Origin of the sequence: Mesorhizobium sp. B1-1-8, from assembly GCF_006442795.2 — a bacterium.
Classification (GTDB): domain Bacteria; phylum Pseudomonadota; class Alphaproteobacteria; order Rhizobiales; family Rhizobiaceae; genus Mesorhizobium.
Genome location: NZ_CP083956.1, coordinates 3,227,084 through 3,250,999 on the forward strand (window position 1 = coordinate 3,227,084; position 23,916 = coordinate 3,250,999).

General features: G+C 63.7%; 19 protein-coding genes and 1 riboswitch. Of the genes, 10 read left to right on the plus strand and 9 right to left on the minus strand.

The window, feature by feature from the left end; all coding sequences use genetic code 11:
* Nucleotides 1-52: 52 nt before the first annotated feature.
* The gene (locus tag FJ974_RS15625) at nucleotides 53-1,174 is read left to right on the plus strand and encodes a DUF2336 domain-containing protein (protein ID WP_140532815.1); all 1,122 of its coding nucleotides are present in this window, start codon (nucleotides 53-55) and stop codon (nucleotides 1,172-1,174) included.
* On the opposite strand, the gene FJ974_RS15630 is transcribed toward FJ974_RS15625, so the two are convergent.
* The 3 genes from FJ974_RS15630 to parE all read right to left on the minus strand — a co-directional run bounded on the left by FJ974_RS15630 (nucleotide 1,175) and on the right by parE (nucleotide 7,342).
* Nucleotides 1,175-2,929: an adenylate/guanylate cyclase domain-containing protein gene (locus FJ974_RS15630; protein WP_140532816.1), complete on the minus strand. Its 1,755-nt coding sequence runs from the start codon at nucleotides 2,927-2,929 to the stop codon at nucleotides 1,175-1,177.
* A 227-nt stretch (nucleotides 2,930-3,156) separates the two neighbouring features.
* The gene (locus tag FJ974_RS15635) at nucleotides 3,157-5,238 is read right to left on the minus strand and encodes an FUSC family protein (RefSeq protein WP_140532817.1); all 2,082 of its coding nucleotides are present in this window, start codon (nucleotides 5,236-5,238) and stop codon (nucleotides 3,157-3,159) included.
* A 43-nt stretch (nucleotides 5,239-5,281) separates the two neighbouring features.
* Complete coding sequence (parE, locus tag FJ974_RS15640; protein ID WP_140532818.1) at nucleotides 5,282-7,342, minus strand: DNA topoisomerase IV subunit B; 2,061 nt, start codon at nucleotides 7,340-7,342, stop codon at nucleotides 5,282-5,284.
* Nucleotides 7,343-7,594: 252 nt separating this feature from the next.
* On the opposite strand from parE, the gene cpaB reads away from it, so the two are divergent.
* The 9 genes from cpaB to FJ974_RS15685 all read left to right on the plus strand — a co-directional run bounded on the left by cpaB (nucleotide 7,595) and on the right by FJ974_RS15685 (nucleotide 17,076).
* On the plus strand, nucleotides 7,595-8,500 hold the full coding sequence (gene cpaB, locus FJ974_RS15645) for a Flp pilus assembly protein CpaB (protein WP_140532819.1): 906 nt from the start codon (nucleotides 7,595-7,597) through the stop codon (nucleotides 8,498-8,500).
* 48 nt (nucleotides 8,501-8,548) lie between these two features.
* The gene (locus FJ974_RS15650) at nucleotides 8,549-9,964 is read left to right on the plus strand and encodes a type II and III secretion system protein family protein (protein ID WP_413468310.1); all 1,416 of its coding nucleotides are present in this window, start codon (nucleotides 8,549-8,551) and stop codon (nucleotides 9,962-9,964) included.
* Nucleotides 9,965-9,968: 4 nt separating this feature from the next.
* Entirely contained in the window at nucleotides 9,969-10,241 is a 273-nt protein-coding gene (locus FJ974_RS15655; RefSeq protein ID WP_140532821.1) for a hypothetical protein, read from the plus strand.
* Nucleotides 10,242-10,264: 23 nt separating this feature from the next.
* Entirely contained in the window at nucleotides 10,265-11,479 is a 1,215-nt protein-coding gene (locus FJ974_RS15660) for an AAA family ATPase (protein WP_140532822.1), read from the plus strand.
* Entirely contained in the window at nucleotides 11,476-12,900 is a 1,425-nt protein-coding gene (locus tag FJ974_RS15665; protein WP_140532823.1) for a CpaF family protein, read from the plus strand. The genes FJ974_RS15660 and FJ974_RS15665 overlap by 4 nt, the downstream gene beginning before the upstream one ends.
* A 3-nt stretch (nucleotides 12,901-12,903) precedes the next feature.
* Nucleotides 12,904-13,869, plus strand: coding sequence for a type II secretion system F family protein (locus FJ974_RS15670; protein WP_140532824.1), 966 nt, complete (start codon nucleotides 12,904-12,906; stop codon nucleotides 13,867-13,869).
* A gap of 1 nt (nucleotide 13,870) precedes the next feature.
* Nucleotides 13,871-14,836 (plus strand): type II secretion system F family protein, encoded by a 966-nt coding sequence (locus FJ974_RS15675; protein WP_140532825.1) that lies wholly within the window; start codon nucleotides 13,871-13,873, stop codon nucleotides 14,834-14,836.
* A 179-nt stretch (nucleotides 14,837-15,015) separates the two neighbouring features.
* Nucleotides 15,016-15,489: a tetratricopeptide repeat protein gene (locus FJ974_RS15680; RefSeq protein ID WP_140532826.1), complete on the plus strand. Its 474-nt coding sequence runs from the start codon at nucleotides 15,016-15,018 to the stop codon at nucleotides 15,487-15,489.
* 414 nt (nucleotides 15,490-15,903) lie between these two features.
* Nucleotides 15,904-17,076, plus strand: a complete 1,173-nt coding sequence (locus tag FJ974_RS15685) for a GGDEF domain-containing protein (protein WP_140532827.1) — start codon at nucleotides 15,904-15,906, stop codon at nucleotides 17,074-17,076.
* Nucleotides 17,077-17,146: 70 nt separating this feature from the next.
* On the opposite strand, the gene gcvP is transcribed toward FJ974_RS15685, so the two are convergent.
* From gcvP to FJ974_RS15715, 6 genes are all read right to left on the minus strand, one after another.
* Complete coding sequence (gene gcvP / locus FJ974_RS15690; RefSeq protein WP_140532828.1) at nucleotides 17,147-19,957, minus strand: aminomethyl-transferring glycine dehydrogenase; 2,811 nt, start codon at nucleotides 19,955-19,957, stop codon at nucleotides 17,147-17,149.
* 16 nt (nucleotides 19,958-19,973) lie between these two features.
* Complete coding sequence (gene gcvH, locus FJ974_RS15695; protein WP_140532829.1) at nucleotides 19,974-20,342, minus strand: glycine cleavage system protein GcvH; 369 nt, start codon at nucleotides 20,340-20,342, stop codon at nucleotides 19,974-19,976.
* 7 nt (nucleotides 20,343-20,349) lie between these two features.
* Nucleotides 20,350-21,450: a glycine cleavage system aminomethyltransferase GcvT gene (gene gcvT, locus FJ974_RS15700; RefSeq protein WP_140532830.1), complete on the minus strand. Its 1,101-nt coding sequence runs from the start codon at nucleotides 21,448-21,450 to the stop codon at nucleotides 20,350-20,352.
* Nucleotides 21,451-21,598: 148 nt separating this feature from the next.
* Nucleotides 21,599-21,685: riboswitch (glycine riboswitch) on the minus strand.
* A gap of 116 nt (nucleotides 21,686-21,801) precedes the next feature.
* Nucleotides 21,802-22,239 carry a GNAT family N-acetyltransferase gene (locus tag FJ974_RS15705; protein ID WP_140532831.1) on the minus strand — a complete coding sequence of 146 codons (438 nt, stop codon included), beginning with the start codon at nucleotides 22,237-22,239 and terminating at the stop codon, nucleotides 21,802-21,804.
* The gene (locus tag FJ974_RS15710) at nucleotides 22,239-23,030 is read right to left on the minus strand and encodes a molybdopterin-binding protein (protein WP_140532832.1); all 792 of its coding nucleotides are present in this window, start codon (nucleotides 23,028-23,030) and stop codon (nucleotides 22,239-22,241) included. Before FJ974_RS15710 ends, FJ974_RS15705 begins: the two co-directional genes overlap by 1 nt.
* 1 nt (nucleotide 23,031) lies before the next feature.
* Complete coding sequence (locus tag FJ974_RS15715; protein WP_140532833.1) at nucleotides 23,032-23,904, minus strand: cytochrome b/b6 domain-containing protein; 873 nt, start codon at nucleotides 23,902-23,904, stop codon at nucleotides 23,032-23,034.
* Nucleotides 23,905-23,916: the final 12 nt, after the last annotated feature.

Here is a 23,916-nt window from a genome sequence, read left to right on the forward strand (position 1 = left end):
ACGGTTTCAACGGGGCCCGGAATATTCCGGCAAGGGGCGCAAGCTGGTCGGCATGATTGTTTCGCATTTTCTAAAATGGATTGATACGGCAAGGGTTTCCGAGCGGGCCGCCGCCGCAAGCGCGCTGGCCCGCGCCTACATAAATTCCGACCTGCCGTTCGAGGATCGCTGCGCCGCCGAGGCGGCGCTCACGCTGCTGCTCGACGACCCCTCGTCAAAGGTGCGGCTGGCGCTGGCGGAAGCGCTGTCGATGAGCCACCACGCGCCGCCGCAAGTGATTGCCGCGCTGGCCTCCGACCAACCGGAAGTGGCGGCGCTGGTGCTGGCGCGTTCGCCCTTGCTTACAGATGCCGACCTCATCGACCGCGTCGCCAGCGGCCAGAAGGCCACCCAGAAGCTCATAGCCAACCGCCCCGTCGTCTCGATGTCGCTTGCCGCTGCAATCGCCGAGATCGGCGAACCGGAGGCGTGCGTGACGCTGGTTGCCAACAGCGGCGCCGACATCGCGTCGCTGAGCTTCCGCCGGATGGCCGAGCGGCACGGCCACCTGCCGCTGGTGCGCGAGGCGCTGATTGCCGATCGTCGCCTGCCCGCCGATTGCCGGCACATGCTTTTGGTCAAGCTCGGCGAGACGCTGAAGGGCTCGCCGCTGGTGCTGGCGCTGATGGGAGCGGCACGCGCCGATCGCTTCATGCGCGACGCCTGCGTGAAGGCGTCGGTGACATTGATCGAGGGCACGCGCGCCGAAGAGCATGCAGCACTGATCGAGCACCTGCGGCTACGCGGCGATCTCACCGCAAGCTTCATCATCCGCACCATCGCGCATGGCAAGGTCGACTTCTTCGGCTCGACATTGGTGGCGCTCGCACAGCAGTCCGAACAGCGGGTGAGAGCGCTGCTGGCCGGCGGGCACGATGTGGCGCTGCAGGCGCTGTTCCGCAACGCCGGCCTCGCCACGGCCACGCACGGCATCATCCTGCGTGCGCTCAAAGTGTGGCGCGAGGTCGCCAACGGCAAACGCGTCGCCGGCGTGCAGGAAGTGAGCTGGTTGATGCTGAAGGAGCTTGGCGGCCAATCGGCGGAGGGCGATCTTGCCGGCCTGGTCAAATCGATCCATCTCGACGCGCTGCGCGAAAACGCGCGCGGGCACGCGCTGGCGATCGCGGCGGCGTAACTAGTCTGGCATACCAGCTAGACGCCAGCCTTCGACGAAGGGCTCCGCAGCATTCATACTCTTAAAAGGCAAGTTCGTCGTAAAATCAGCGATTTTCCAGCCTGGATTCCCAGCAAGGAAAAGACGGGCCTCCTCCCGTGCTTCGGGCACGCGGCTTGCTAATGCAAGCGCAGGTATCAGGTTTACCCTTGAACCGGTTCCATATGTTTCATCCCGGCTCAAAGTCGCTATAGCCTCTTCGTACTGACCCGCAGCAAATTGTGCCATTCCCAACACCCAATAGTAGGCGTGGTGCGGACGGGGATTTAGAAGAAGAGCCTCAGCGCAAGCTTTCAACGCGTCTTGCGGCTTGCCCAAGTAGACGTGAAGCTCAGCTAGCCATATCCCTGCGTTTGCGTTATTTGGGTTGAGTCGAGTGGCAAGTTCTAAAAGTGATTTTGCTTCATCCCAATTGCGCTCGTATAGCTGAACGTATCCAAGCGCACTACAAGCGTCTGAATCATTTGGATCGATCTCCACCGCCCGTTGTGCGTGCATCAAAGCATTTGCTTGGTAGGGGATTCGTGGTTCTCCCCAATTAATCCAGCCAAAAAGCAGCGAAACCGCAAGATTGCCGTGCGCCTCGCAATAGTTTGGATCAAGTGCAATCGCACGTTCCAATGCTGAAAGCGCCTCTCTGTTTTCAGACTTCGACATAGCCCATTTTTCTCGTGATCTAACGCAAAGATCATAAGCTTCGAGATTTGACGGCCTGGAACGGGTAGAGATCTTATTCATGCCGATCCTGCCGGAAATAGCTTGCACGACACGACGCGTGACCTCGTCCTGAACCACGAAAATATCGGCAAGATCGCGATCAAAGCGTTCAGCCCAGACATGATTTCCACCGCCCGCGGCATCAATCAACTGGACATTGATCCGGAGACGCTCGGCCGAGCGACGCGCGCTACCTTCAAGGATGTATTTCACCCCTAAATCGTGGGCAATTTGGCGCACATCGATGGATTTGCCCCTGTAGGCAAAGGTGGAATTGCGGGCGATAACGAAGAATCCAGGCACATTCGATAGATCGGTAATGATGTCTTCCGTCAGTCCGTCGGTGAAGAACGTCTGCTCTGCATCACCACTCATATTGACCAGCGGTAGGACCGCTACCGACAGCGTCGGCGGTGTCGACCTAGTCCGATGGCTCGTCCCAAATTCCGACGGTGGGATCGTCGTCGACCTGACGGTGCCAACCTGAAGCGAATAAACCCTGATGGGCTCGGCGATATTCTTGAGGTGCGTGTTGCCGAGGTCGGTAACCGAGAGGTCGAGCCTCGCCCTGACCTGACGATAGGCATCCTCCGAGAGGCAGATGGACCCGGGCGCCGCGACGCCCTCCAGACGCGAAGCGATATTGACGCCGTCACCCATCAGGTCGCCGTCGCTTTCTTCGACCACGTCGCCCAGATGGATACCGATACGGAATTCGATGCGGCGGTCCGGAGCCACGCCGGCATTGCGCTCGAGCATGCCGTTTTGCACCTCGATGGCGCAACGCACGGCATCCACGACACTGCGGAACTCGACTAGCGCCCCGTCCCCCGTGCGTTTGATCACACGACCTTTGTGCACGGCGATGGTCGGATCGATCAAATCGCTCCGCAGTGCGCGCAACCGCGCCAAAGTCCGGTCTTCGTCCTCGTTAGCGAGCCGGCTGTATCCGACTACGTCTGCAGCCAGGATTGCGGCTAACTTGCGGTTCTCGCTCATCGCGCTACCTCCTTGTCGCCAGGATAGCAGGAAGAGCGAACGCAGGAGGCAACTTTCGTTTGCTCGTGGGAACTTGGAGCTCAAACTAACGGGCACCTCTGTTTGGTCTCCGCGCATAGCTAAAAACCGTCCGGACCGGCCTTGAGCCGTTGCGATTGCTGCGCCTCTTCCGCCCGTCTTCGAGCCCGACTAGGGCCTGACCTGAATCTCGACACGCCCTGAGCTGTCTAAGATCGACCCCTCGCAAAAAAATCCGGATAATCCTCCATCGCCGCGGCAATGATGCGCAGCGATGCAGCGATCTGCAACATTTCGGCCTGATCGCTGCGTTCGGCGATGCCGGCCGCGTATTGCCGCGCAACGTCGATGGTCGAGCTTCGCGGCTCCTCAGGCTTACGGAACAGCAATTCCCGCGCCAGACCGCGCAGGAAATTGCCGATCGACTCCACCGTCTCGCGCGGAACGCTCGCGCTCAACTGAGCATTGCGCAGCCGCAGCACCTCCAGCCCGACGGTGACGGCGGCGATGCTGCCGCCCAGGATGGGATCGCCCTTTCGGCCTGTCTGCTGAAGCTGTGGCATCAGCTGGTTGATACGGTCATAGGCAAGGCTTTCGAAGGCCGAGCGCCGGGGAATGCGCTCATGCAGGCAAAGGCGCGCCAGATCCTCCCGCATCGCCTGCGAGATACGGCTGACGGTGACCCAGGGATCGGCAGGCAGCACGACGATGAAGACGCTGATGGCGATAAGGATGCCGACCAGGATCGAGGCCGATCCGGCAAAGAACGGCACCGGGTCGTAGGTCATGGCCTGATGCGGGCTGAGGAAAGCGAGGAAGTTGATGGCAAAGGCAGTCGCCACGCCGACATGGCGCGGATTGGCCATGCCGAGGGCCGCAGGCACGAGGATCGGCACGACAAAGAGGGTGAACCAGCCGAAGCCGGGCAGCGCCGGCAGTGCAACTTGGCCGACGAGAAAGGCAAAGGGCAGCGCCAGCAGGGTTCCGGTGAAAAAGCCCCAGGCCGACTGGACCGGATCGGGGCGCGAGGCGAACAGGCTGGAGACGACGGCGACGAGGATGACGGTGCCGGCCGCTTCCGACCATTTGGTCGTCAGCCAGAAGATCGCCACCAGCAGCGTCGCCAGCGCGGCGCGCACGGCATTGCGCCATGCGGCCTGGTAGTCGCGGTGGACGACCAACGCCGGCTGGCCTCGCTCGCTCGATTTCCGGGAGACGGGCGAACGAAGCGCGTCAAGGCCGCGCATCACCTGCTTCAGCGCTTCGGCGAAGTCGCCGGCGATGGTCAGTCGGGTGATGGTGCCGACCTTGTCTTCGCTGTCATCGTTGGGACCGGTATCGTTAGGCAGTTCGGGCATCTCCCTGGCCTTGGCTGCGATCGCATCGAGCCGTGCCACCCATGGCCCCGTGTCATCGAGCGCGCCGGGCGTCGCCGCCAGTTCACCGACGAAGGCTTTCAATTCGCTGCGCATGGGAATGAGCGCTGCGTTCTTCGGTCTGCGGTGGCTGTGCAGGGCGCGTGCCGCCGAGAGCGCCCACAGCAGCTGTCCTATGGTGCGGCGGACCGGGTGGGCGCGGGTGGCGAAGCTCGGCGCCTCCAGCCGCGCATATGTGCGCATCTCCGCGAGCGTCTGGGCATCGGCGATCAGCTTACGCTGGAGCGCGGCAAGGTTTGCCGGATCGCCGCCGGAAAAGGCGCCACCGGCATAGTCGGCGAGGTCGAGAATGCTGCGCTTCAGCCTCGAGATAATGGCGTCGGCCGCAAGCTTGGGCAGGATCAGCCGGCTGGTGACGCCGGCGCAAACGATGCCGAGCACGATCTCTGCGCAGCGCGCGATGGCAAGATCGACGACGAGATGCGGCTGGCCGAACGCCGGCAGGCTGATGATCATCGCGGTATAGCCGGCAAGGGCGGCGCCATAGGCCTCCGGATTGCGCAGCAAGGACGAAACCAGCGTGCAGAGGCCGATCCATAGCGCCAGCACCGTGACCAGCAGCCAGGGGTTGCTGCCGAAGACGGACGTAATGCCGACGGCCGCGAGGCCACCGGCCAACGTGCCGAGCAGCCGGTAGAAGCCTTTCGCCAGTACCATGCCGGCGACCGGCTGGGCGACGATGAACACCGTCATCATCGCCCATTGCGGATGGTCGAGCTTGAGCGCGTAGGCGGCGAGAAGCGCGATCAGCCCGGCTGAGACCGTGCGCAGAGCAAAGATCCAGTCGGAGCGCGTCGGCTGCGTCAGGCCGCTCAGCGGTATCTCGACAAGCGCTTTCAGCCACGCCCAGGTCACATTCAAGTCTCCATGCCGGAGCCTGTTATGGACCAGTCGGCGCTCAGATATCCAGCACGTCCGTTTCGGCGAACTCGGCGCGCTCCTGGATGAAACGGAAGCGCGCCTCGGGCTTGGTGCCCATCAGTGCGTCGACGGCATCCTTGGTCGCCGCCCCGGCCTCGCCCTCGCTCACATCGACCCTCAGAAGCGTGCGCTTCCTTGAGTCCATGGTGGTCTCCTTGAGCTGCGACGCCATCATCTCGCCCAGCCCCTTGAAGCGACCAATCTCGACCTTGCCGCGCCCGGTGAATTCGGTGCGCAAGAGCTCGTCCTTGTGCGCATCATCGCGGGCGTAAGCCACCTTGCCCCCCTGGCGGATCGAATAGAGCGGCGGCACCGCCATATAGAGATGGCCGCCGCGGATCAGGTTCGGCATCTCCTGATAGAAGAAGGTGATCAGCAGCGAAGCGATATGGGCGCCGTCGACATCGGCGTCGGTCATGATGATGACGCGGTCGTAGCGCAGATCCTCGTCGCGGTATTTCGAGCGCGTGCCGCAGCCGAGCGCCTGGATCAGATCGGAAATCTGCTGGTTGGCGGCAAGCTTGTCGTTGCCGGCGCTGGCGACGTTGAGGATCTTGCCGCGCAGCGGCAACACCGCCTGGCTGGCGCGGTCGCGTGCCTGCTTGGCCGAGCCGCCGGCCGAGTCGCCCTCGACGATGAAAAGCTCGGCGCCCGCTGCGGCGTTCTGCGTGCAGTCGGCGAGCTTGCCGGGCAGCCTGAGTTTGCGCACCGCGCTCTTGCGCGAGACTTCCTTTTCCTGGCGCCGGCGCACCCGCTCGTCGGCGCGCGCGATCACCCATTCAAGCAGTTTTGAGGCTTCCTGCGGGTTGTCGGCAAGCCAATGGTCGAACGGATCGCGGATGGCGCTCTCGACGATGCGCATCGCCTCGATGGTCGCCAGCCGGTCCTTGGTCTGGCCGACGAATTCCGGCTCGCGGATGAACACCGACAGCATGCCGGCGGCCGAGATCATGACGTCTTCCGCGGTGACGATCGAGGCGCGCTTGTTGCCGACGAGATCGGCATAGGCGCGCAAGCCGCGAGTGAGAACGTTGCGGAAGCCGGCCTCATGCGTGCCGCCTTCGCCGGTCGGGATGGTGTTGCAGTAGGAATTGATGAAGCCGTCGCCGCCGAACCAGGTCACCGCCCATTCCAGCGAGCCGTGGCCGCCTTGCTTGTCGCCTTTTCCCGCAAAAACCTCGCGCGTGACCTGGAATTCGTCGCCGAGCGTGGCCTTGAGATAATCCTTCAGGCCGCCGGGGAAATGGAACTCGGCCTTGGCCGGTGTTGGATCCTTATCCTTGATCAGCGACGGATCACAGGTCCAGCGGATCTCGACGCCGCCGAACAGATAGGCTTTCGAGCGCGTCATGCGGTAAAGCCGCGCCGGCTCGAAGGCGGCGCCCTTGCCGAATATCTGCTCGTCGGGATGGAAGCGGGTTCTGGTGCCGCGGCGGTTGTGCACTTCGCCGAGATGCTCCAGCCCGCTCACCGGGATACCGCGCGAAAAACGCTGGCGATAGAGCTGGCGGCCGCGTGCGACTTCGACCTCCAGGTGATCGGAAAGCGCATTGACGACAGAGACGCCGACGCCGTGCAGGCCGCCGGAGGTCTCGTAGACCTTGCTGTCGAACTTGCCGCCCGAATGTAGCGTCGTCATGATCACTTCGAGCGCCGGCTTCTTGAACTTCGGATGCGGATCGACAGGGATGCCGCGGCCATTGTCGGTGACGGTCAGATAGCCGTCGGCCGAGAGCTCGACGTCGATGAAGGTGGCGTGGCCGGCAACGGCCTCGTCCATCGAATTGTCGATGACTTCGGCGAACAAATGGTGCATCGCCTTGGCGTCGGTGCCGCCGATATACATGCCGGGGCGCCGCCGCACCGGCTCCAGCCCTTCCAGCACCTCGATGTCGGCGGCGCTGTAACCTTCTGAGCCGTCACGCGAGGCGGCGGGACGCTTCGCGGCCTGCACCAGCGGGTCGGCCGGACGCGACGGCGCGCGCACCGGCTGCGGCTGCTTTCCCAGGTCGCCGAAAAGATCGTTTCTGTCGTCCATGCTGGCCATTTAAGTCCGATAGCGCGAATCACTCCTCGATACTGCCACGCTTTTGGCGGGCGAACGAGGTTCCTGTTCCGTTCAGGGATCAAAGTGTCTCTTATTCCAAAACCATTCGATAACCAAGTCGGCCGAAATAGGGCGCTCCGTACATCCCGGGATTCCTGAATCTTTAACAATGGCGCATAGCGTGGCCGCAAATAAAAGACCACGGGCGTCAGGGGTTTCGGTGTGAGGGGCAGGGCCATAACGATGATCGGCATCGCCGCCGTTTTTGGCGCGATCTCGATCTTTGCCGCCGACTTCTGGGTCAAGAGCCAGGCGAAAGCCGAGACCGAGGCGAAGGTGGTGACGGTGGTCGCGCCGCAGCCCAAGGTCGAGTTCAAGACCATCGTGGTGGCGAGTGCGCCGCTGCGCTACGGCATGGAGCTCGCCCGCTCGCAAGTCACCGAGATTCCTTGGCCGCAGGATTCCCTGCCGCAGGGCGCTTTTGCGACCATCGACAAGCTGCTCGCCGAAGGCAGCCGGGTCGTGCTGTCGCCGATCGAGGTCAACGAGCCGGTGCTGCTCACCAAGCTGTCGGGCCCGAATGGCCGCGCCACGCTTTCCAACATGTTGTCGCCCGGCATGCGTGCCGTCACCATCCGCACCGACGAGATCGCCGGCGTCGGCGGCTTCATCACGCCGGGGGACCGGGTGGACGTCGTTTTGACGCGCGATGCCGGCGAGATCCAGGAAGTGGCTAAGAACGCGCAAGGCGCATCCGGCTCGACGATCACGTCGGAAATCGTCGTCTCCGACGTCAAGGTGCTTTCGGTCGGGCAGGGCGCCGACGAGCGCAAGACCGAACCGCAGGTTGCCAATTCCGTGACCATCGAGGTGACGAACGAAGGCGCGCAGAAGGTCGCGCTAGCCCGCACCGTGGGCACCTTGTCGCTGTCCTTGCGTTCCGCTGCCGACGCCAGCGCCAACAATGGCGGGCTCACCACCATCTCGTCCTTCGGCGGCTCGGTCGCCGCGAGCGCGCAGGCGAGCGTCAACTCGCTGGTCGACGCGGTGGCGAAGGAGCCGGAAGAACCAAAATTCAGGACGGTGATCGTGACGCGCGGCGACAAGGTCGAGGAATACAAGGTTCCTTCGCGGGAACCGCAGCAATAGCCGGTGGGGACCGGTCGGGGACGGACAATGTTTGGGTTTGATGCATTCTTGACGACCAAGGGATGGCGCCTCTTGCGCGCGGCCGCGTTGGCGATCCCGCTGGCAATTCCGGGTTTCAGCGCGCCGGCCAGGGCGGACAATGACATCGTCTACGTCTCGGCCAACAAGAACGCCTCGATCAAGGTAGCCAAGGGCAAGCCGAAGACGATCATGACGAGCGCCGCCTTCTACCAGATCGTCATCGGCGATCCGGAGATCGCCAACGTCAATCCGCTGACCGATAAATCCTTCTATGTGCTGGGCAACAATCTCGGCACCACCGGCATCGCGCTGTTCGACCAGAACAAGCAGCTTGTCGGCACCATCGACATCGAGGTGACGTTGGACACCGATCAGCTCGCAAACACCATCCGTGCCAGCGTGCCGGACGCCAAGATCAAGGTGGGTTCCGCCAACGGCCGCGTGGTGCTGTCGGGCGAGGCCGACGATGCGGTCGCGGCCGAGAAAGCAAGCAAGATCGCGTCGCGTTTTTCCGGCACCGAGGAAGTGATCAATTCGGTCAACATCTCGTCTTCGCAGCAGGTGCAGCTCAATGTCCGCTTCGTCGAAATCAATCGTCAGGCGGGACAGGATCTGGGCGCCAAATACAGCGCCAATTTCGCCTATGGCCTGGGTGGCCGGGACGTGAAGATCGATCCGGGCGATATCCCGGCGGCGGGCAATGGCGAGATCATCGGCCGGCTGCTGTCGAACGGCCTTTCGATCGATGTCGCCATCAAGGCGCTGGAAGAGCGCGGCCTCGCCAGGCGGCTGGCCGAACCGAACCTGATCGCCCGCTCCGGCCAGACGGCGAGCTTTCTTGCCGGCGGCGAATTCCCGATCCCGGTTTCCGAAGACAACGGCAAGATCAGCGTCAGCTACAAGAAATACGGCGTCAGCCTCGATTTCACCCCGACCGTGCTGAAGGACGGACTGGTCAGCCTCGACATCGCGCCGGAAGTCTCCTCGATCGATGCATCGGCCTCCTACAATATCGGCGAGATTTCGGTGCCGGGCTTCATCGTTCGCCGCGCCAGAACCTCCATCGACCTGAAGAACGGCCAGAGCTTCATGATCGCCGGCCTGCTGCAGTCGCAGAACGACATCACCACCTCGCGCCTGCCGGGCCTCGGCAAGCTGCCGGTGCTGGGTCCGCTGTTCTCCTCGAAATCCTATCAGCGGCGCGAGACCGACCTGGTGATCATCGTCACGCCTTATCTGGTCAAGCCGGTCGATCCGTCGAAGAAGATGGTCGAGCCGACCGACGGCACGCGGCCGGCGAGCAATGTCGATTACTTCCTGAACAACACCGAGGAAGTGAACGCCTCGGCGCCCAAGCGCTCGGTGACGCTGGCCGACGGCAGCACCGCCCGCCCGGTCGCGGCCACCACGTCGGGCCACTTCCTCGACCTGCCGAAGGATTGAAGCCATGCGGCCAGCTCTTTGCATCGCTCTGCTGATCGCCGGTTTTGCCGGCGGATGCACCAGCGACGACTATATCCGCACCGAAGGCGTGACGCCGGCCGCCGGCAACGCGCAAGCCTCCAACACGGCCATGCAGATGGTCGACCCGTGGAAGTACGGTGTCCAGAATACCAGGCTTCTGGTGCCGGCCAACCGGCCGAGTTCTACGGCCAGCGCCGCCGACCAGGCGGCCGGCGAGAAAGCCGCCCAGCCGCCGACGTCGACGACATCCAATTGATTTGAGCTGATGGACTGACGATCATGGCATCCGCCACAAAGACCAAGAAGATCCTGCTCGTTTCCACCGACAGGACGTTCTCGCAGGATACGCGGACGGCTTTCGCCGCTTCCGAAGTGATCGAGCTTTTGACGATTGAAAAGAGCGTCAACGAGCTTCGCGGTGAAGTTCTGGAGGCGGATTTCGGCACCCTCATCGTCGATATGGATGCGGCGAAGCTCGAGGAAATCGAATCGCTGCAGCGCGTCATGCGCCGGCTGGAAGGCCGTATTCCGGTTGTCGTCGTCACCCAGGAATTCAACGCGGCGGCGGTGCGCATCCTGGTGCAGCTCCAGGTCGCCGACTTCCTGGTCAAGCCGATCACCACCGCCGATCTGGTGCGCTCCGTCATCCGCGCGCTGCAGGGCCCGGGGCGGGAAGAAAACACCGAATCGCAAATCTACACCTTCATGCCGGCCGCCGGCGGCGTCGGCACCACCACGCTTGCCCTGCAGACCGCCTTCCAGCTGCATCATTCGGTGACGCGCGGCGCCTCGACCTGCGTGGTCGACCTCAACTTCCAGCAGGGCGCCTGTGCAGAATATCTCGACCTCGAGCCGCGCTTCGACATCACCGAAATCGAAAACCAGCCCGAGCGTCTCGATCGGCAGCTGCTCGATGTGATGCTGTCCAAGCATGCAAGCGGGCTCTGCGTGCTGGCCGCACCGACGCGCCCCTCGGAAATGCGCTCGTTCAAGACCGATGTCGTGGTGCGCATGCTCGATCTGGTGTCGGCCTATTTCGACAATGTAGTGATCGACATGCCGCGCACCTGGTTCCCGTGGACGGAGACGGTGCTGCTCGGCTCCAACAAGCTCTACATCGTCGCCGAGATGACGGTGCCTTGCCTGCGCCACACGCAGCGCCTCATCCAGGCCATCTATGAAACGGCCGGCAAGGAAGTGAAGCCGAACGTCATCGTCAACCGCTTCGAGCAGAAGATGTTCGACAACGGCATCAAGCAGGCCGACGTCCAGGACATCCTCGGCGAGCATTTCATCGGCGGCATTTCCAACAACTACCGGCTGGTGCGCGAGGCTGTCGATCGCGGCGTGCCGCTGCACGACATCGATCCCAACGCCAATGTCGTCAACGATCTGAAGAAGATCATCCTGCCCGAGGAAGCCGTGGCGACGGCGGCGAAGTCGAAATCGCTGTTCGGCCTCGGCAAGGGCCTGCTGAAGAGGAAGGCCGGATGACCAGCCGCTTTTCCACCCTGCAGAACCGCGACGCCCGCCCGCAGCGCGCGCCAGAGGCCGCGCCGGTCGCGCAGCAGCAAGCCGTGGTCATTCCGACCACGCGCAAGCCGGCGGCGCCGAAGCCGGAAGCCGCACCCGCCAAGAGCGCCAACAAGGTGCTCGACGCGCGCGTGCGTATCCACCGCATGCTGCTCGAGGAAATCAACCTCGTCGCGCTGGAACGGCTGCCGAAGGACGAGATGCGTCGTCAGGTGCATGAATTCGTCTCGGAAAAGACACGTCACGAGCGGATGGCGATCAACACCGCCGAGCTCGACGCGCTGGTCGACGATATCGTCGACGAGATGGTCGGCCTCGGCCCGCTGGAGCCGCTGCTCAAGGATCCCGAGATCAATGATATCCTGATCAACGGGCATCAGAACTGCTTCGTCGAAAGGCGCGGCAAGCTGCAGCAGGTCAGCATCCCGTTCAAGGACGAGGCGCATCTGCTTCGCATCGTGAACAAAATCGTTGCCGCGGTCGGCCGGCGCGTCGATGAATCGCAGCCGATGGTCGACGCCCGCATGCTCGACGGCTCGCGCTTCAACGCCGCCATCCGGCCGGTCGCCGTCGACGGGCCGCTGGTGTCGATCCGCAAGTTCTCCAAGAACAAGCTCGGCCTGCACAGGCTGGTCGAATTCGGCGCCATCACCCAGAACATGGCCGAGGTGCTGGCGGCGGCCGTGCACGCCCGCAAGACCACGATCATCTCCGGCGGCACCGGCACCGGCAAGACGACGATGCTCAATGCGCTGTCGGCGTTCATCCCGGAAGACGAACGCCTGATCACCATCGAGGACGCCGCCGAGCTGCAATTGCAGCAGCCGCATGTCGCGCGCATGGAAACGCGCCCGGCCAACATCGAGGGCCATGGCGAGCTGAAGCAGCGCGACCTGGTCAAGAACGCGCTGCGCATGCGCCCGGACCGCGTCATCCTCGGCGAGTGCCGCGGCGAGGAAGCCTTCGACATGCTGCAGGCGATGAACACCGGCCATGAAGGCTCGATGGCGACCATCCACGCCAACACGCCGCGCGACGCCATCTCGCGCCTGGAGCAGATGCTCGGCATGACCGGCATGCCGATGACGGTGCAGTCGATCCGCAGCCAGATCGCCAGCGCGCTCGACCTCATCGTCCAGCTGACGCGTCTGTCGGACGGCAAGCGCAAGGTGACCAGCGTTGCCGAAGTGACGGGCATGGAAGGCGACGTCATCCAGATGCAGGAGATCTTCCGTTTCGTGCGCACCGGCATGGAGGCGGACGGCAAGATCCTCGGTCATTTCGAGGCGACGGGCATTCGTCCGCGCTTCCTCGAGGACCTGCGCAACATGGGCATCGAATTTCCGGGCAAATATTTCGAACCCGGCCGTCCGCAGGAGTAGAAGGTGTTCGAGGGGTTCAGCCCGATCTACGCCGTCTACGCCGCGGCAGCGCTCACCGGCATCATGATCGCCGAAGGATGCTTTCTGCTCTATGCCGGACGCAGCGACAAGCGTACGGCGATCAACCGCCGCATGAAGCTGCAGGAAAACAAGATCAGCCAGGAACAGGTGCTGATCCAGCTGCGCAAGGAGCGCGGGCTTGAAGCCGGCACGTCTGTGTTTTCCATCGAGCGCTTTCGCGCCTTGCGAACGCAGTCCGGCATGACCACGCCGCTGCCCAAATTTCTCATGATCACCTCTGGCGTGGCGTTCGCGCTGGCGCTTGTCGCCGTCTGGTATGGCGCGTCGTTGCTGTTTGGCCTGGAACTGCTCGTCGTGCTGTTGCCGGTGCTGCCGGTGATGGCGATGCGCTTCCTGCGCAAGCGCCGGCTCAAGCGGTTCGGCGTACAGTTGCCGGAAGCCCTGGAGCTGATCACACGCGGCCTGAAAGCCGGTCATCCGGTGCCGGTGGCAATCGCCATGGTGGCGCGCGAAATGGCGGACCCGATCGGCACGGAGTTCGGCGTCATCGCCGACGAGGTGACCTATGGTTCGGACCTGGTATCGGCATTGAACAGCCTGTTCGACCGCGTCGGCCACGAGGATCTGCCGCTGTTCGTCACCGCCGTGTCGATCCAGAGCAGCTCGGGCGGCAATCTGCGCGAAATCCTAGACGGGCTGGCGTCGACGATCCGCGAGCGCGGCAAGCTGCGCCGCAAGGTGCGCGCGATTTCCACCGAAGGCCGCATCTCGGCCTACATCCTGACCGCGGTGCCGGTGCTTTTGTTCACCGCCATCATGGTGCTGATGCCGCAGTTCTATCAGAGCGTCTGGGGAGAGCCGAAGACCTGGTACATGATGGGCGGCTCGATCCTGTGGCTGCTGCTCGGCAATGCCATCATGTTCAAGATGTCGAATTTCAGGTTCTGAGATGGAAGACGTCATCCGCTTTCTCGCCTCGCTTGCGCCGACATCGCTGATGCCGTTGGCGGTGCTTTTGCTGGCATTGGGCGGCGGGGCGGTGGTCTGGCCACTGGTCGTCGCCAAGGGCGATCGCAACGACGTCAAGCGCCGGCTGAAAGTCGAGGTGAACCGGCCGGTCGAGCAGGCGGAGCCGGCGCCCAGGAAGAACACCAGCGCCGTGCGCGAGAAGGCGGTGAAGCGGGCGCAGGAGTTCTACGCCAAGAGCGATCCGGAGAACGTCGCCCGGCTGCGCATGAAACTCATCCAGGCCGGCTACATGGAGCCGCGCGCCGTCGGCATGTTCTTCCTGATCCGGTTTGCCGCTTTGGTCGGCGGGGCGCTCGGCGCGTTTCTGGTCAATCACTGGGCCGCCAGCGCCGACTCGACGATGACCAGCCGCTGGACCTTCATCATCCTGTCAGGGGCGGGCGGCTATTTCCTGCCGGGCCTGGTATTGACGCAGAAGGTGCGGGAAAAGATGCGCGAATACCGCAACGGCTTCCCCGATTTCATGGACCTGATGATCGTCTGCTCCGACGCCGGCATGAGCATGGAGGCCGGCATCGAGCGCGTCTCGAAGGAGCTCGCCAGGAGCTATCCGTCGCTCAGCCAGAACCTGCAGCTGGTGTCGCTGGAACTGCGGGCCGGCCGCAGCCTCGACGATGCGCTGAAGGCGCTCGCAGACCGCCTCAGCCTCGACGAAGTACGCTCCTTCGCCACGCTCTTGCAGCAGTCGAAGGAGCTGGGCACCAGCCTGTCGGGGGCGCTGCGGGTGTTTTCCGACGAAATGCGCCACAAGCGCATGTCACTTGCCGAGGAGAAGGCCCACGCCTTGCCGGCCAAGATGTCGGTGCCGGTGACGGTCTGCATCCTGCCGGTGGTGCTGATGATCGCCATCATCCCGATCATTGTTAAGCTGACCGCCGCACACTGAGGATTCAGGTGAGGCCGGCCTGATCCCAGTCGAGGCAGGGCTTGGCGGCGACGACGCTGGTTAACGCTCCCTTTGCAGGCAACAAAAATTTAGCTGCATTTCGGCACCGAAGCTTAATGGCTGCGCTGTATTGTCTTTCTTGAAGAACGACCCGGCAAATCGGGCGACGGGGCAGGAGCATGCGTCACAGACTTTCCACGGCAGCGGCGGCATTGGCGGCCGTCTTGACGATCACCGGTTGCACGACGAATAACAACGTCGACACGACCAAGACCACCGCGATCCAGCCGGTGGCAAAGGACATCAGCGCTAGCGACCTGGTGGAAGGCAAGGCGCAGTTCCGCGAGGCGAATTTCGGCCTTGCCGAACAGCATTTCCGCAAGGCTGTGGAACTCAAGTCCGACAATGCCGAGGCCTGGATGGGGCTTGCCGCTTCCTATGACGAACTCGGCCGCTTCGATTTCGCCGACCGGGCCTATGCGCAGCTGCTGAAGGTTGCCGGACGCAAGCCGCAGATCGTCAACAATATGGGCTATTCGCAGCTGCTGCGCGGCAATAAGAAGCAGGCGAGGGCACTGCTGCTCGAAGCCAGGGCCGGCATGGCCGACCAGACTGTGGTCGATGCCAATCTGGCACTGCTGAACAAGAGCTAGCCCATCAGGCTTGGGTTGAATCGCTGCGCCCGAATCACCGGCCACCGGTCGAACGCCGTTTCTGCGAAACGGGACAAGTTCCTCGGGTACAATTTCCTGTTTGTCGATTGGCGAAATCAAAGCGACAGGGCGGAATTTCCGGTTGGCGGACGCCCGCTTGTCAGCCGGCTTACCGGGTGTGCAGCATAGGGCGAATGCCGTTTTTCGCGCGGATCGCCTCGTGCTCGTGGAAAAGAACTGTTTCAATATAAACCAAAAGTTTCTAGTCGTCGTGCCTGGCAGACATATTAGTGGATGCTTTGTAAACCTTGCCGGAAGGTTGGGTCGAAAGGTTAGCTGAAAACGGTGTCAGCGCGCCGCCGTTAACCTAGAATGCCGTGTAACTGACGACTCCCAAGAGGCTGCGGCTCAACAATGTTGGATTTCAGTTCGCTCCTGCTTGCGGCGGGGCTGTCGGGCACATGCCTCAGCATCACCATGTTTGCGATCTGGCTCACCACGCCGCGGGCGCGCTTCGTTCTCACTGTTGGCTGCGGCATGCTCGTGCTGGTTGCCCATGTCGTCCTGTTCTGGCGTTACACAAAGGATGCCAGTCCCTGGCTCTGCCAGGTCGTGCTCGCGCTCCTTACTTTGGGTTTTCTCGTCCTCTGCCTGTCGGCAATGCAGTATCTGGTTATCCGCAACTATCGTCGCGCCATCCTGCCGACGTTGGCTGCAATGGCGGCCTGCGCCGCGGTCACCTATCTCGGCTTCGACGGCATAGGCTTCCTCATCACCTATGCGGCGGTGACAGTGCTGCTCGCCGCGATCGGGACAATGTTCTGGATGAAGGGGGACCACGACCGCCGAATCCTGCTGGTCGTTTCGTTCCTGAGCGGCGTCTGCGGTGTGTCCTTCGCACTGTGCGGCCTGGTGCTGTTGGCCCGTGGGCAGTGGATGCTGGGTGCAGCACCCGATAATTGGGCCGAGCAACTGAACTCGGTCGTCGCGGTTGCTTGCATGACCGGCCTCGGCGCGCTGACGCTGTCGCTGCACCATCTGCAGGCGCAGATCGAACTCAAGGCCGAGACCATGACCGATCCGCTGACCGGGCTGATGAACCGGCGCGCGCTGACGTCGCTTTACGGCGATCGCAGCTTCGGGCCGTTCATGGCGATCGCCATGTTCGATCTCGACCATTTCAAGCGGACCAACGACGTCTTCGGCCATCCCGTCGGCGACAAGGTTCTCTGCCGCTTCGCGGCCGTGATCAGGAAATACGGCAAGGCCGGCGTCGACGCCTTTCGGTTGGGTGGTGAGGAATTCGTACTCGTCATGTCGCGCATCACGCCGGAAAAGGCGCACGACCTGGCAAGCAGGATCGGCGTCGCCTTCGGCACCGAAATCGTCCCGACCGACAACGGCCCGCTGCGCAGCACCGTCAGCGGCGGCATGGGCTTCGGCGTGGCCGATGGCCGGACCCTCGACGAGGTGATGGCGGACGCCGACGCCGCGCTCTACGCCGCCAAGCGCGCCGGGCGCAACCGCGTCCTCATTGGCGCCGAAACCGGCCAGCCCGGTGCCGGGCCAGCTCTGCGCTCGGCCTGAACCTCTGTTTTTTACGCATGTCGTTCCCGCAAAACAGCTTCACACCTTTGGGCGGCATGCGTTAAGCCGGTTATTCGGCGGCGCCGAGATATTCCGACAGCGGCGGGCAGGAGCAGACCAGGTTGCGGTCGCCGGCGACATTGTCGATGCGCGAGACCGGCGGCCAATACTTTGCCGCCAGATCGGCATCGCCCGCCGGATAAGCCGCCTCGAGCCGCGAGTAGGGATGCGTCCAGGCGCCGGCCAGCGCTTCCGCCGCGGTATGTGGCGCGTTGACCAGCGGATTGTCGTTGAGCGGCCAATCGCCCCTGGCCACTTTCGCCGCTTCGCCGGCAATCGCGATCATCGCCTCGCAGAAGCGGTCCAGCTCGCGCTTGGGCTCGGACTCGGTTGGTTCGACCATCAGCGTGCCGGCGACCGGGAACGACATGGTCGGCGCGTGGAAGCCGTAGTCGATCAGCCGCTTGGCGACATCGTCGACGCTGATGCCGGCGCTTTCCTTGAGCACGCGCGTGTCGAGGATGCATTCATGCGCGATGCGATCGTTCCTGCCCTTATAGAGGAGCGGAAAGTGCGGCGCGAGCCGCGTCGCCACATAATTGGCCGAGATGATGGCGGTCTCCGTCGCCTGCTTCAGGCCGGAAGCGCCCATCATGCGGATATACATCCAGGTGATCGGCAGGATGGAGGCGCTGCCGAAGGGGGCTGCCGCCACGGCATGGCCCGAGCCTTCGGTGAGATGGCCTGGCAGATAGGGTTTGAGATGCGCCTTGACGCCGATCGGGCCGACGCCGGGACCGCCGCCGCCATGCGGGATGCAGAAGGTCTTGTGCAGGTTCATGTGGCAGACGTCGGCGCCGATGTCGCCGGGTCGCGCAAGGCCGACCAGGGCGTTGAGATTGGCGCCGTCGAAATAGACCTGGCCGCCATGCTCATGGATGAGGGCGCAGAGGTGACGCGCGCCCTCCTCGTAGACGCCATGCGTGGATGGATAGGTGAACATCAGCGCCGCGAGATTCCTGGAATGCTCGTTGGCCTTGGCGCTCAGATCGTCCATGTCGATGTTGCCGTCGTCCAGGCAGCGCACGACAACGACGCTCATGCCCGCCATCGCCGCGCTTGCCGGGTTGGTGCCATGCGCGGAGGACGGGATCAGGCAGACAGTGCGATGGCCTTCGCCGCGCGAGCGGTGATAGGCGCGGATGGCGAGCAGTCCGGCATATTCGCCCTGGCTGCCGGCATTGGGCTGCAGGCTCACCGCGTCGAAGCCGGTGATCTCCGACAGCCAGCCTTCCAACTCATCGACCATGGCGCGATAGCCCGCCGAATGGCCGGCCGGCGCGAAGGGATGCATGTTGGCGACGCTCGGCCAGCTCACCGGCATCATCTCGGCCGCGGCATTGAGCTTCATGGTGCAGGAGCCGAGCGGGATCATGGCACGGTCCAGCGCAAGGTCCTTGTCGGCCAGCCGGCGCAAGAACCGCATCATGTCGGTCTCGGAGCGGTTCTCGTGGAAGACCGGCTGGGTGAGAAACCCCTTGCCGCGCCCTTTTCCGGGCATGGTGCTGTCGGCGGCGCCGGCTGCCTTGGCGCCGAACAGCGCGGCGATCGCTTCCAGATCGGCTTCCGTCGAGGTCTCGTCGAAGGCGATGCCGACATGGTCGGCGTCGATGACGCGCAGCAGCCGGCCGGACTTTTCCGCGGCGGCGGCGATCGCATGCGCCTTGCCCTTCGCTTCAACCGTCACCGTGTCGAAGCGGCTTGCGCCGAGTACTGATACACCAGCTGCCTTGAGCCCTTCGGCAAGGCGGTTGGCCAGCCCATGGACGCGTTCGGCAATCGCCTGCAGGCCGGCTGGGCCGTGCCAGATCGCGTAGGCGGTCGCCATATTGGCGAGGAGCGCCTGCGCGGTGCAGATGTTGGAGGTGGCCTTGTCGCGGCGGATGTGCTGCTCACGTGTCTGCAGCGCCAGCCGGTAACCCGGGCGGCCCTTGCTGTCGATCGACTGGCCGACGAGGCGGCCGGGCATGAGACGGGTCAGTTTGTCGGAGACGGCGCAATAGGCCGCGTGCGGGCCGCCGAAACCCATCGGCACGCCGAAGCGCTGCATCGGGCCAACAGCGATGTCGGCGCCAAGCTTGGCCGGTGCGTCGGTCAGCGTCAGGCCGAGCGGGTCGGCTATGAAGACCACCAGCGCGCCCATGGCGCGGGCCTTTTCGATCGCCGCTTTGTGGTCGCCATAGACGCCGAACGTATCCGGCCATGAGACGAGCAAGGCAGCGGTGTTGTCATCTATGGTCTCGCCGTCGATCTCGATGCCGAGCGGCTCGGCGCGGGTGCGCACGACGTCCAGCGTCTGCGGATGCGGCGTACCGGCGAGCGCCACCTTGGTGCGCTTGTCGCGATGGTGGCGCAAGGCAATTCCCACCGCCTCGGCGACCGCGGTGGCCTCGTCGAGCAGCGAGGCCGATGCCACCGGCAGGCCGGTGAGCTCGGTGACGAGGGTCTGGAAATTGAACAGCATCTCCAGCCGGCCCTGGCTGATCTCGGCCTGGTAAGGCGTGTAGGCCGTGTACCAGGCCGGGTTCTCGAACAAATTGCGCTGGATGACCGGCGGTACAAAGACGCCGTGATAGCCGGCGCCGATGAAGCTCTTCAGTACCGTGTTCTTCGCCATGACCGCCGACAATTCAGCCAGAGCTTCGGCTTCGCTGACCGGCTCGGGCAGGTTCAGCGGCCAGTCGAGGCGGATCGATCTCGGCACGGCCTGGCTGATCAGCGTCTCGACCGAGGGCACGCCGATGACGGCCAGCATCGCTCTGACGTCGTTGAGGCCGGGACCGATATGGCGGGCCGAAAAGGGAGTGGGTACTGCGGTCATTTTGTCTGTCCTGGTATCAACCGATATGGACTTTGTAGCCGGCCTCATCCAGGAGGCCTTCGAGCTGGCCTTCATCGGCAAGCTTCATCTTCCACAACCAGCCGTCGCCGGTCGCCGCCGAATTGACCAGCGAAGGGTCGGCCGACAGCGAGGCATTGGCTTCGGTGATCTCGCCGTCGACCGGCGCGTAGACGTCGGAAGCCGCCTTGACGGATTCGACGACGACGGCGGTGTCGCCCTTGGCGAGCTTGCGGCCAATTTCCGGCAGTTCGACGAAGACGAGATCGCCGAGCTGCTCCTGCGCGTAGTCGGTAATGCCGACCGTGGCGACGCCGCCCTCGACGCGCAGCCATTCATGATCTTCGGTGAAATAGGTCTTTGCCATCAGGGATTCATCCTTTGCGGTAGCGATGCGGCGTGAAGGGCAGGGAAGCGATGTCGATCGGGATTTTCGTGCCGCGGACATCGGCGAACAGTTTTGTGCCAGGCTTGGCCAGGCTTGTGTGGACGTAGCCCATGGCGACCGGGTGGGCCGCCGAGGGGCCGAAGCCACCCGAGGTGACATGGCCGGCCGGAGTACCATCGGCATCGACCAGCGCCGCACCCGAGCGCACCGGCTGGCGGCCATCCGGCTTCAGGCCGACGCGCTTTTGCGAGGGGCCGCGCTCGACGATCGAGCGTAGGGCGTCGACGCCGATGAAGGCGCCGGCGGCGCGGATCTCCTTGGGGATTGCCCACATCAGGCCGGCGCTGGCAGGATCGATCTCGGGTGTAAGGTCCTGGCCGTGCAGGCAGAGCCCGGCCTCCAGCCGCAGGCTGTCGCGGGCGGCCAGCCCGATCCACTGCACGCGTTCATCTTCGAGCAGTTTGGCGACGAGATCGCGGGCGTCCGCTTCCGGCAGGCCGATCTCGAAGCCGTCCTCGCCGGTGTAGCCGGAGCGGCTCATGAACCAGTTTTGCTTTGGTTCGATGCCATGCATGAACAGCAGCGAGCCGGTCTCGATGCCGGCGCGCGACAGGGCGGCCCACGCCTCAGGTCCCTGAATGGCGAGGAAGATGCGGTCGAGCGGCTCCACCCTGGCATCGAAATCAGCGGCCAGGGTGCGAAGATGCTTCTCGTCCTCGACCGCGTTGCCGGCATTGGCCACGACTATGAAGCGGTGATCGCCGAGCCTTGTGACGATCAGGTCATCGATAATGCCGGCGGCCTCATTGAGGAAGAAGGTGTATTTGGACTGCGAGATTTCGAGCCCGCCGGCATCGAGCGGGCAGGCGCGGTCAAGAAGCGCGGCGGCGCCGGGGCCGCTGACCTCGAACAGCTTCATGTGCGAGATGTCGAATAGGCCGGCATGCTCGCGGGTGTGGAGATGCTCCTTCATCACGCCGGGCGGGTAGGTGAGCGGCATCGACCAGCCGGCGAAAGCGCCAAAGCGGGCGCCGGCGGCGCTGTGCAAATCCTCGAGGGGGAGGTGTCTGGTGTCTTCGCCCGTCATGTCTTCTCCAGAATCGCACGCAATCGACCGCGACCGGCGGCCTAGTCGTGCCCCTCTGTCTGAAGCCTGAGAGACTCGCGCCCCGTAACTCTGTCGGCAGCGCTTACACCTTCGGCGCGGGAAGATTCCCGACTTTCCAGAGTTGTCTTTCCCGTCAACGGTTCTTTTGCCTGAGAGATTTCGGGCGATTTCCCCTTCGGCGACAGCTTGCGCTGCTCTCTCCCGCAAACAGGTAGGACTCAGTTGCCCGAGCCCTTGACGCGCCATCCATAGCCCGTCGGCGACACCTTGTCACCTCCCAGCGACATCTCGGCGCTTCGATATTCTGGTGATGCCGGCCTGACCTGATTCTCAGCACATCTGCCGGGCGGCTATCGTCTTGCAAAGGACAATGTTCGAATGGCCTTCGGGCCATCCCGGAAATTCGGCCATGCGCTCGAAGCCTGCTTTCTCGTAAAGACCCGGCGCCTGGAAGTCATGGCTTGAGACCCAGATCCGCCTGACACCTCGACCCGCGGCCTCGGCGATGAAAGCGTCGATCAACTCCCTGGCATAGCCACGGCCTCGATAGGCTTCATCGATCCACATCAATTTGAGCTCGGCGGTTCCCGCCCACGAATATCCGGCGGCAACGCCGACCGCGCGTTCGGCTTTGTCGCGGATGACGAAGATCAGCCCTCGATCATCATCGCGGCCGGTTTTGCGCCGGTTGTCGCTGTCGAGGCGTTCCTCGAGGGCATTCAATTCGTTCGGCGACAGATCGTGCTCGGCCTGCAGGCGAGGGGCCATCAAATACCGCCGTACCAGTCGTAGCCATTGTCCTCCCAGTAGCCGCCGCGGCCGCCGCCGACATTGGCGAAGCTGTCGACCAGCTCGACCTTGTTGACGTATTTCGGCATCTTGTAGCCGAGCTGACGCTCGACACGAACTCGAAGCGGAGCGCCGTTTTCGACCGGAAGCGGCTTGCCGTTGACGCCGTAGGCCAGGATCGTCTGCGGATGGCGGGCATCGATCAGGTCGATGGAGCCGTAATATTTGATGTCGCCCGCCAGGCTTTGCTCGATCGTGTCGAGGCAGTGAAACATGACGTAGCGCGCCTGCGGCTTCACCACCGCCTGATCGAGCACCAGCGACAGCGGCGTGCCGGTCCATTTGGCGATGCAGCTCCAGCCTTCGACACAGTCGTGGCGGGTGATCTGGGTGCGGCTCGGCATGTTCATCAGTTGCTCGCGCGTAAGCGACAGCGGCTTCTCGACCAGGCCGGTAACCTCCAGGCGCCAGTCGGCGAAGTTGTTGGCGAGAAGACCCTTGTAGGTGTCGTCGTCGGGCGCGGTGGAGCCGTTCGGCCGCTGCGGCTGGCGGATGTCCGCCTCTGTGAATTCAGGCGCCAGCTTGTCGCGGCCGGCGAGCAGATGCTGCGCCCGCCAGGTCAGGCCGTTGGCGTTTTCAAGGAAGCTGCGCAGGCCGTCGCCGACGCCGAGGCCGCTGTCGAAGGCATCGCAGCCGGATAGCGCGATGCCGGAGAGGCCGAGGCTGGCAGCGGTGAGGAACTTGCGGCGGCTGATCTGGAATTTCGGCATGTCAGGCGCTCCTCTCGGTCGGCTCGTCGTGCTTGGCGGGCGGGTCGGTGCGGTACCATCCGGTAATGATCGAGCGCAGCTCGTTGATCGGGCCGGCAGCCAGGATCATCAGGATGTGAACAATGAAGAACAGGACGAGCAGCACCATGACGGTGAAATGGATGGTGCGCGCCGTCTGCCTGCCGCCAAGCACTTCGTTGAGCCAGGGCAGCACCGAATCCATGCTTGGCGACATAGCGAGGCCGGTGATGATCATCAGCGGCAGAAGCACGAACAGCACGCCGCCATAGGCCATTTTCTGCAGCGTGTTGTATTCGCGCGTGTGGTGGAACTTCAGCTTGGCGTGGTCGACGACGTCGCGCGGCAGGCGCTTCAGGTCATCCAGTCGCGGGGCAAGGTCGCGGCGGATATGGCCGTTGACCAGCCCGGCGATCAGCCAGACCAGCAAGGTCGTGGTCAGGATCCAGGCGAAGAAGAAATGCACGACGCGGGCGGTGCCGAGATCATAATAGGAGGGGATCGTCGCCCAGGAGGGGAAGGCGCGCGGCGTCTCCTGGCCGGGCGGGCCGGACCAGCCGAGCACGCCGGTGGTGTCGAAACGGTGGCCGAAAATCGCGGTGAAGCCGCGCGGGCCGTTGTTGGTGTTCTCTGCGCCGATCTCGAGGATGGTGTTGTTGAACCCGAAGCCCGACTGCTTGCCGATATAGAGCTGCGGGCGGGCGTTGAAGATCTGCAGGCCGGACAGCAGCATGAAGAACAGCGAGATCGCCCACAGCCAATGCGTCAGCCGCGTCCAGCGCGACTGCCGGTAGATGAGGGTCGCATCCTTCGCGTTCGCTCCAGCGGCGGATTGGCTCGTGGCAGCAGAGTCCATTTTCGTCCTCCA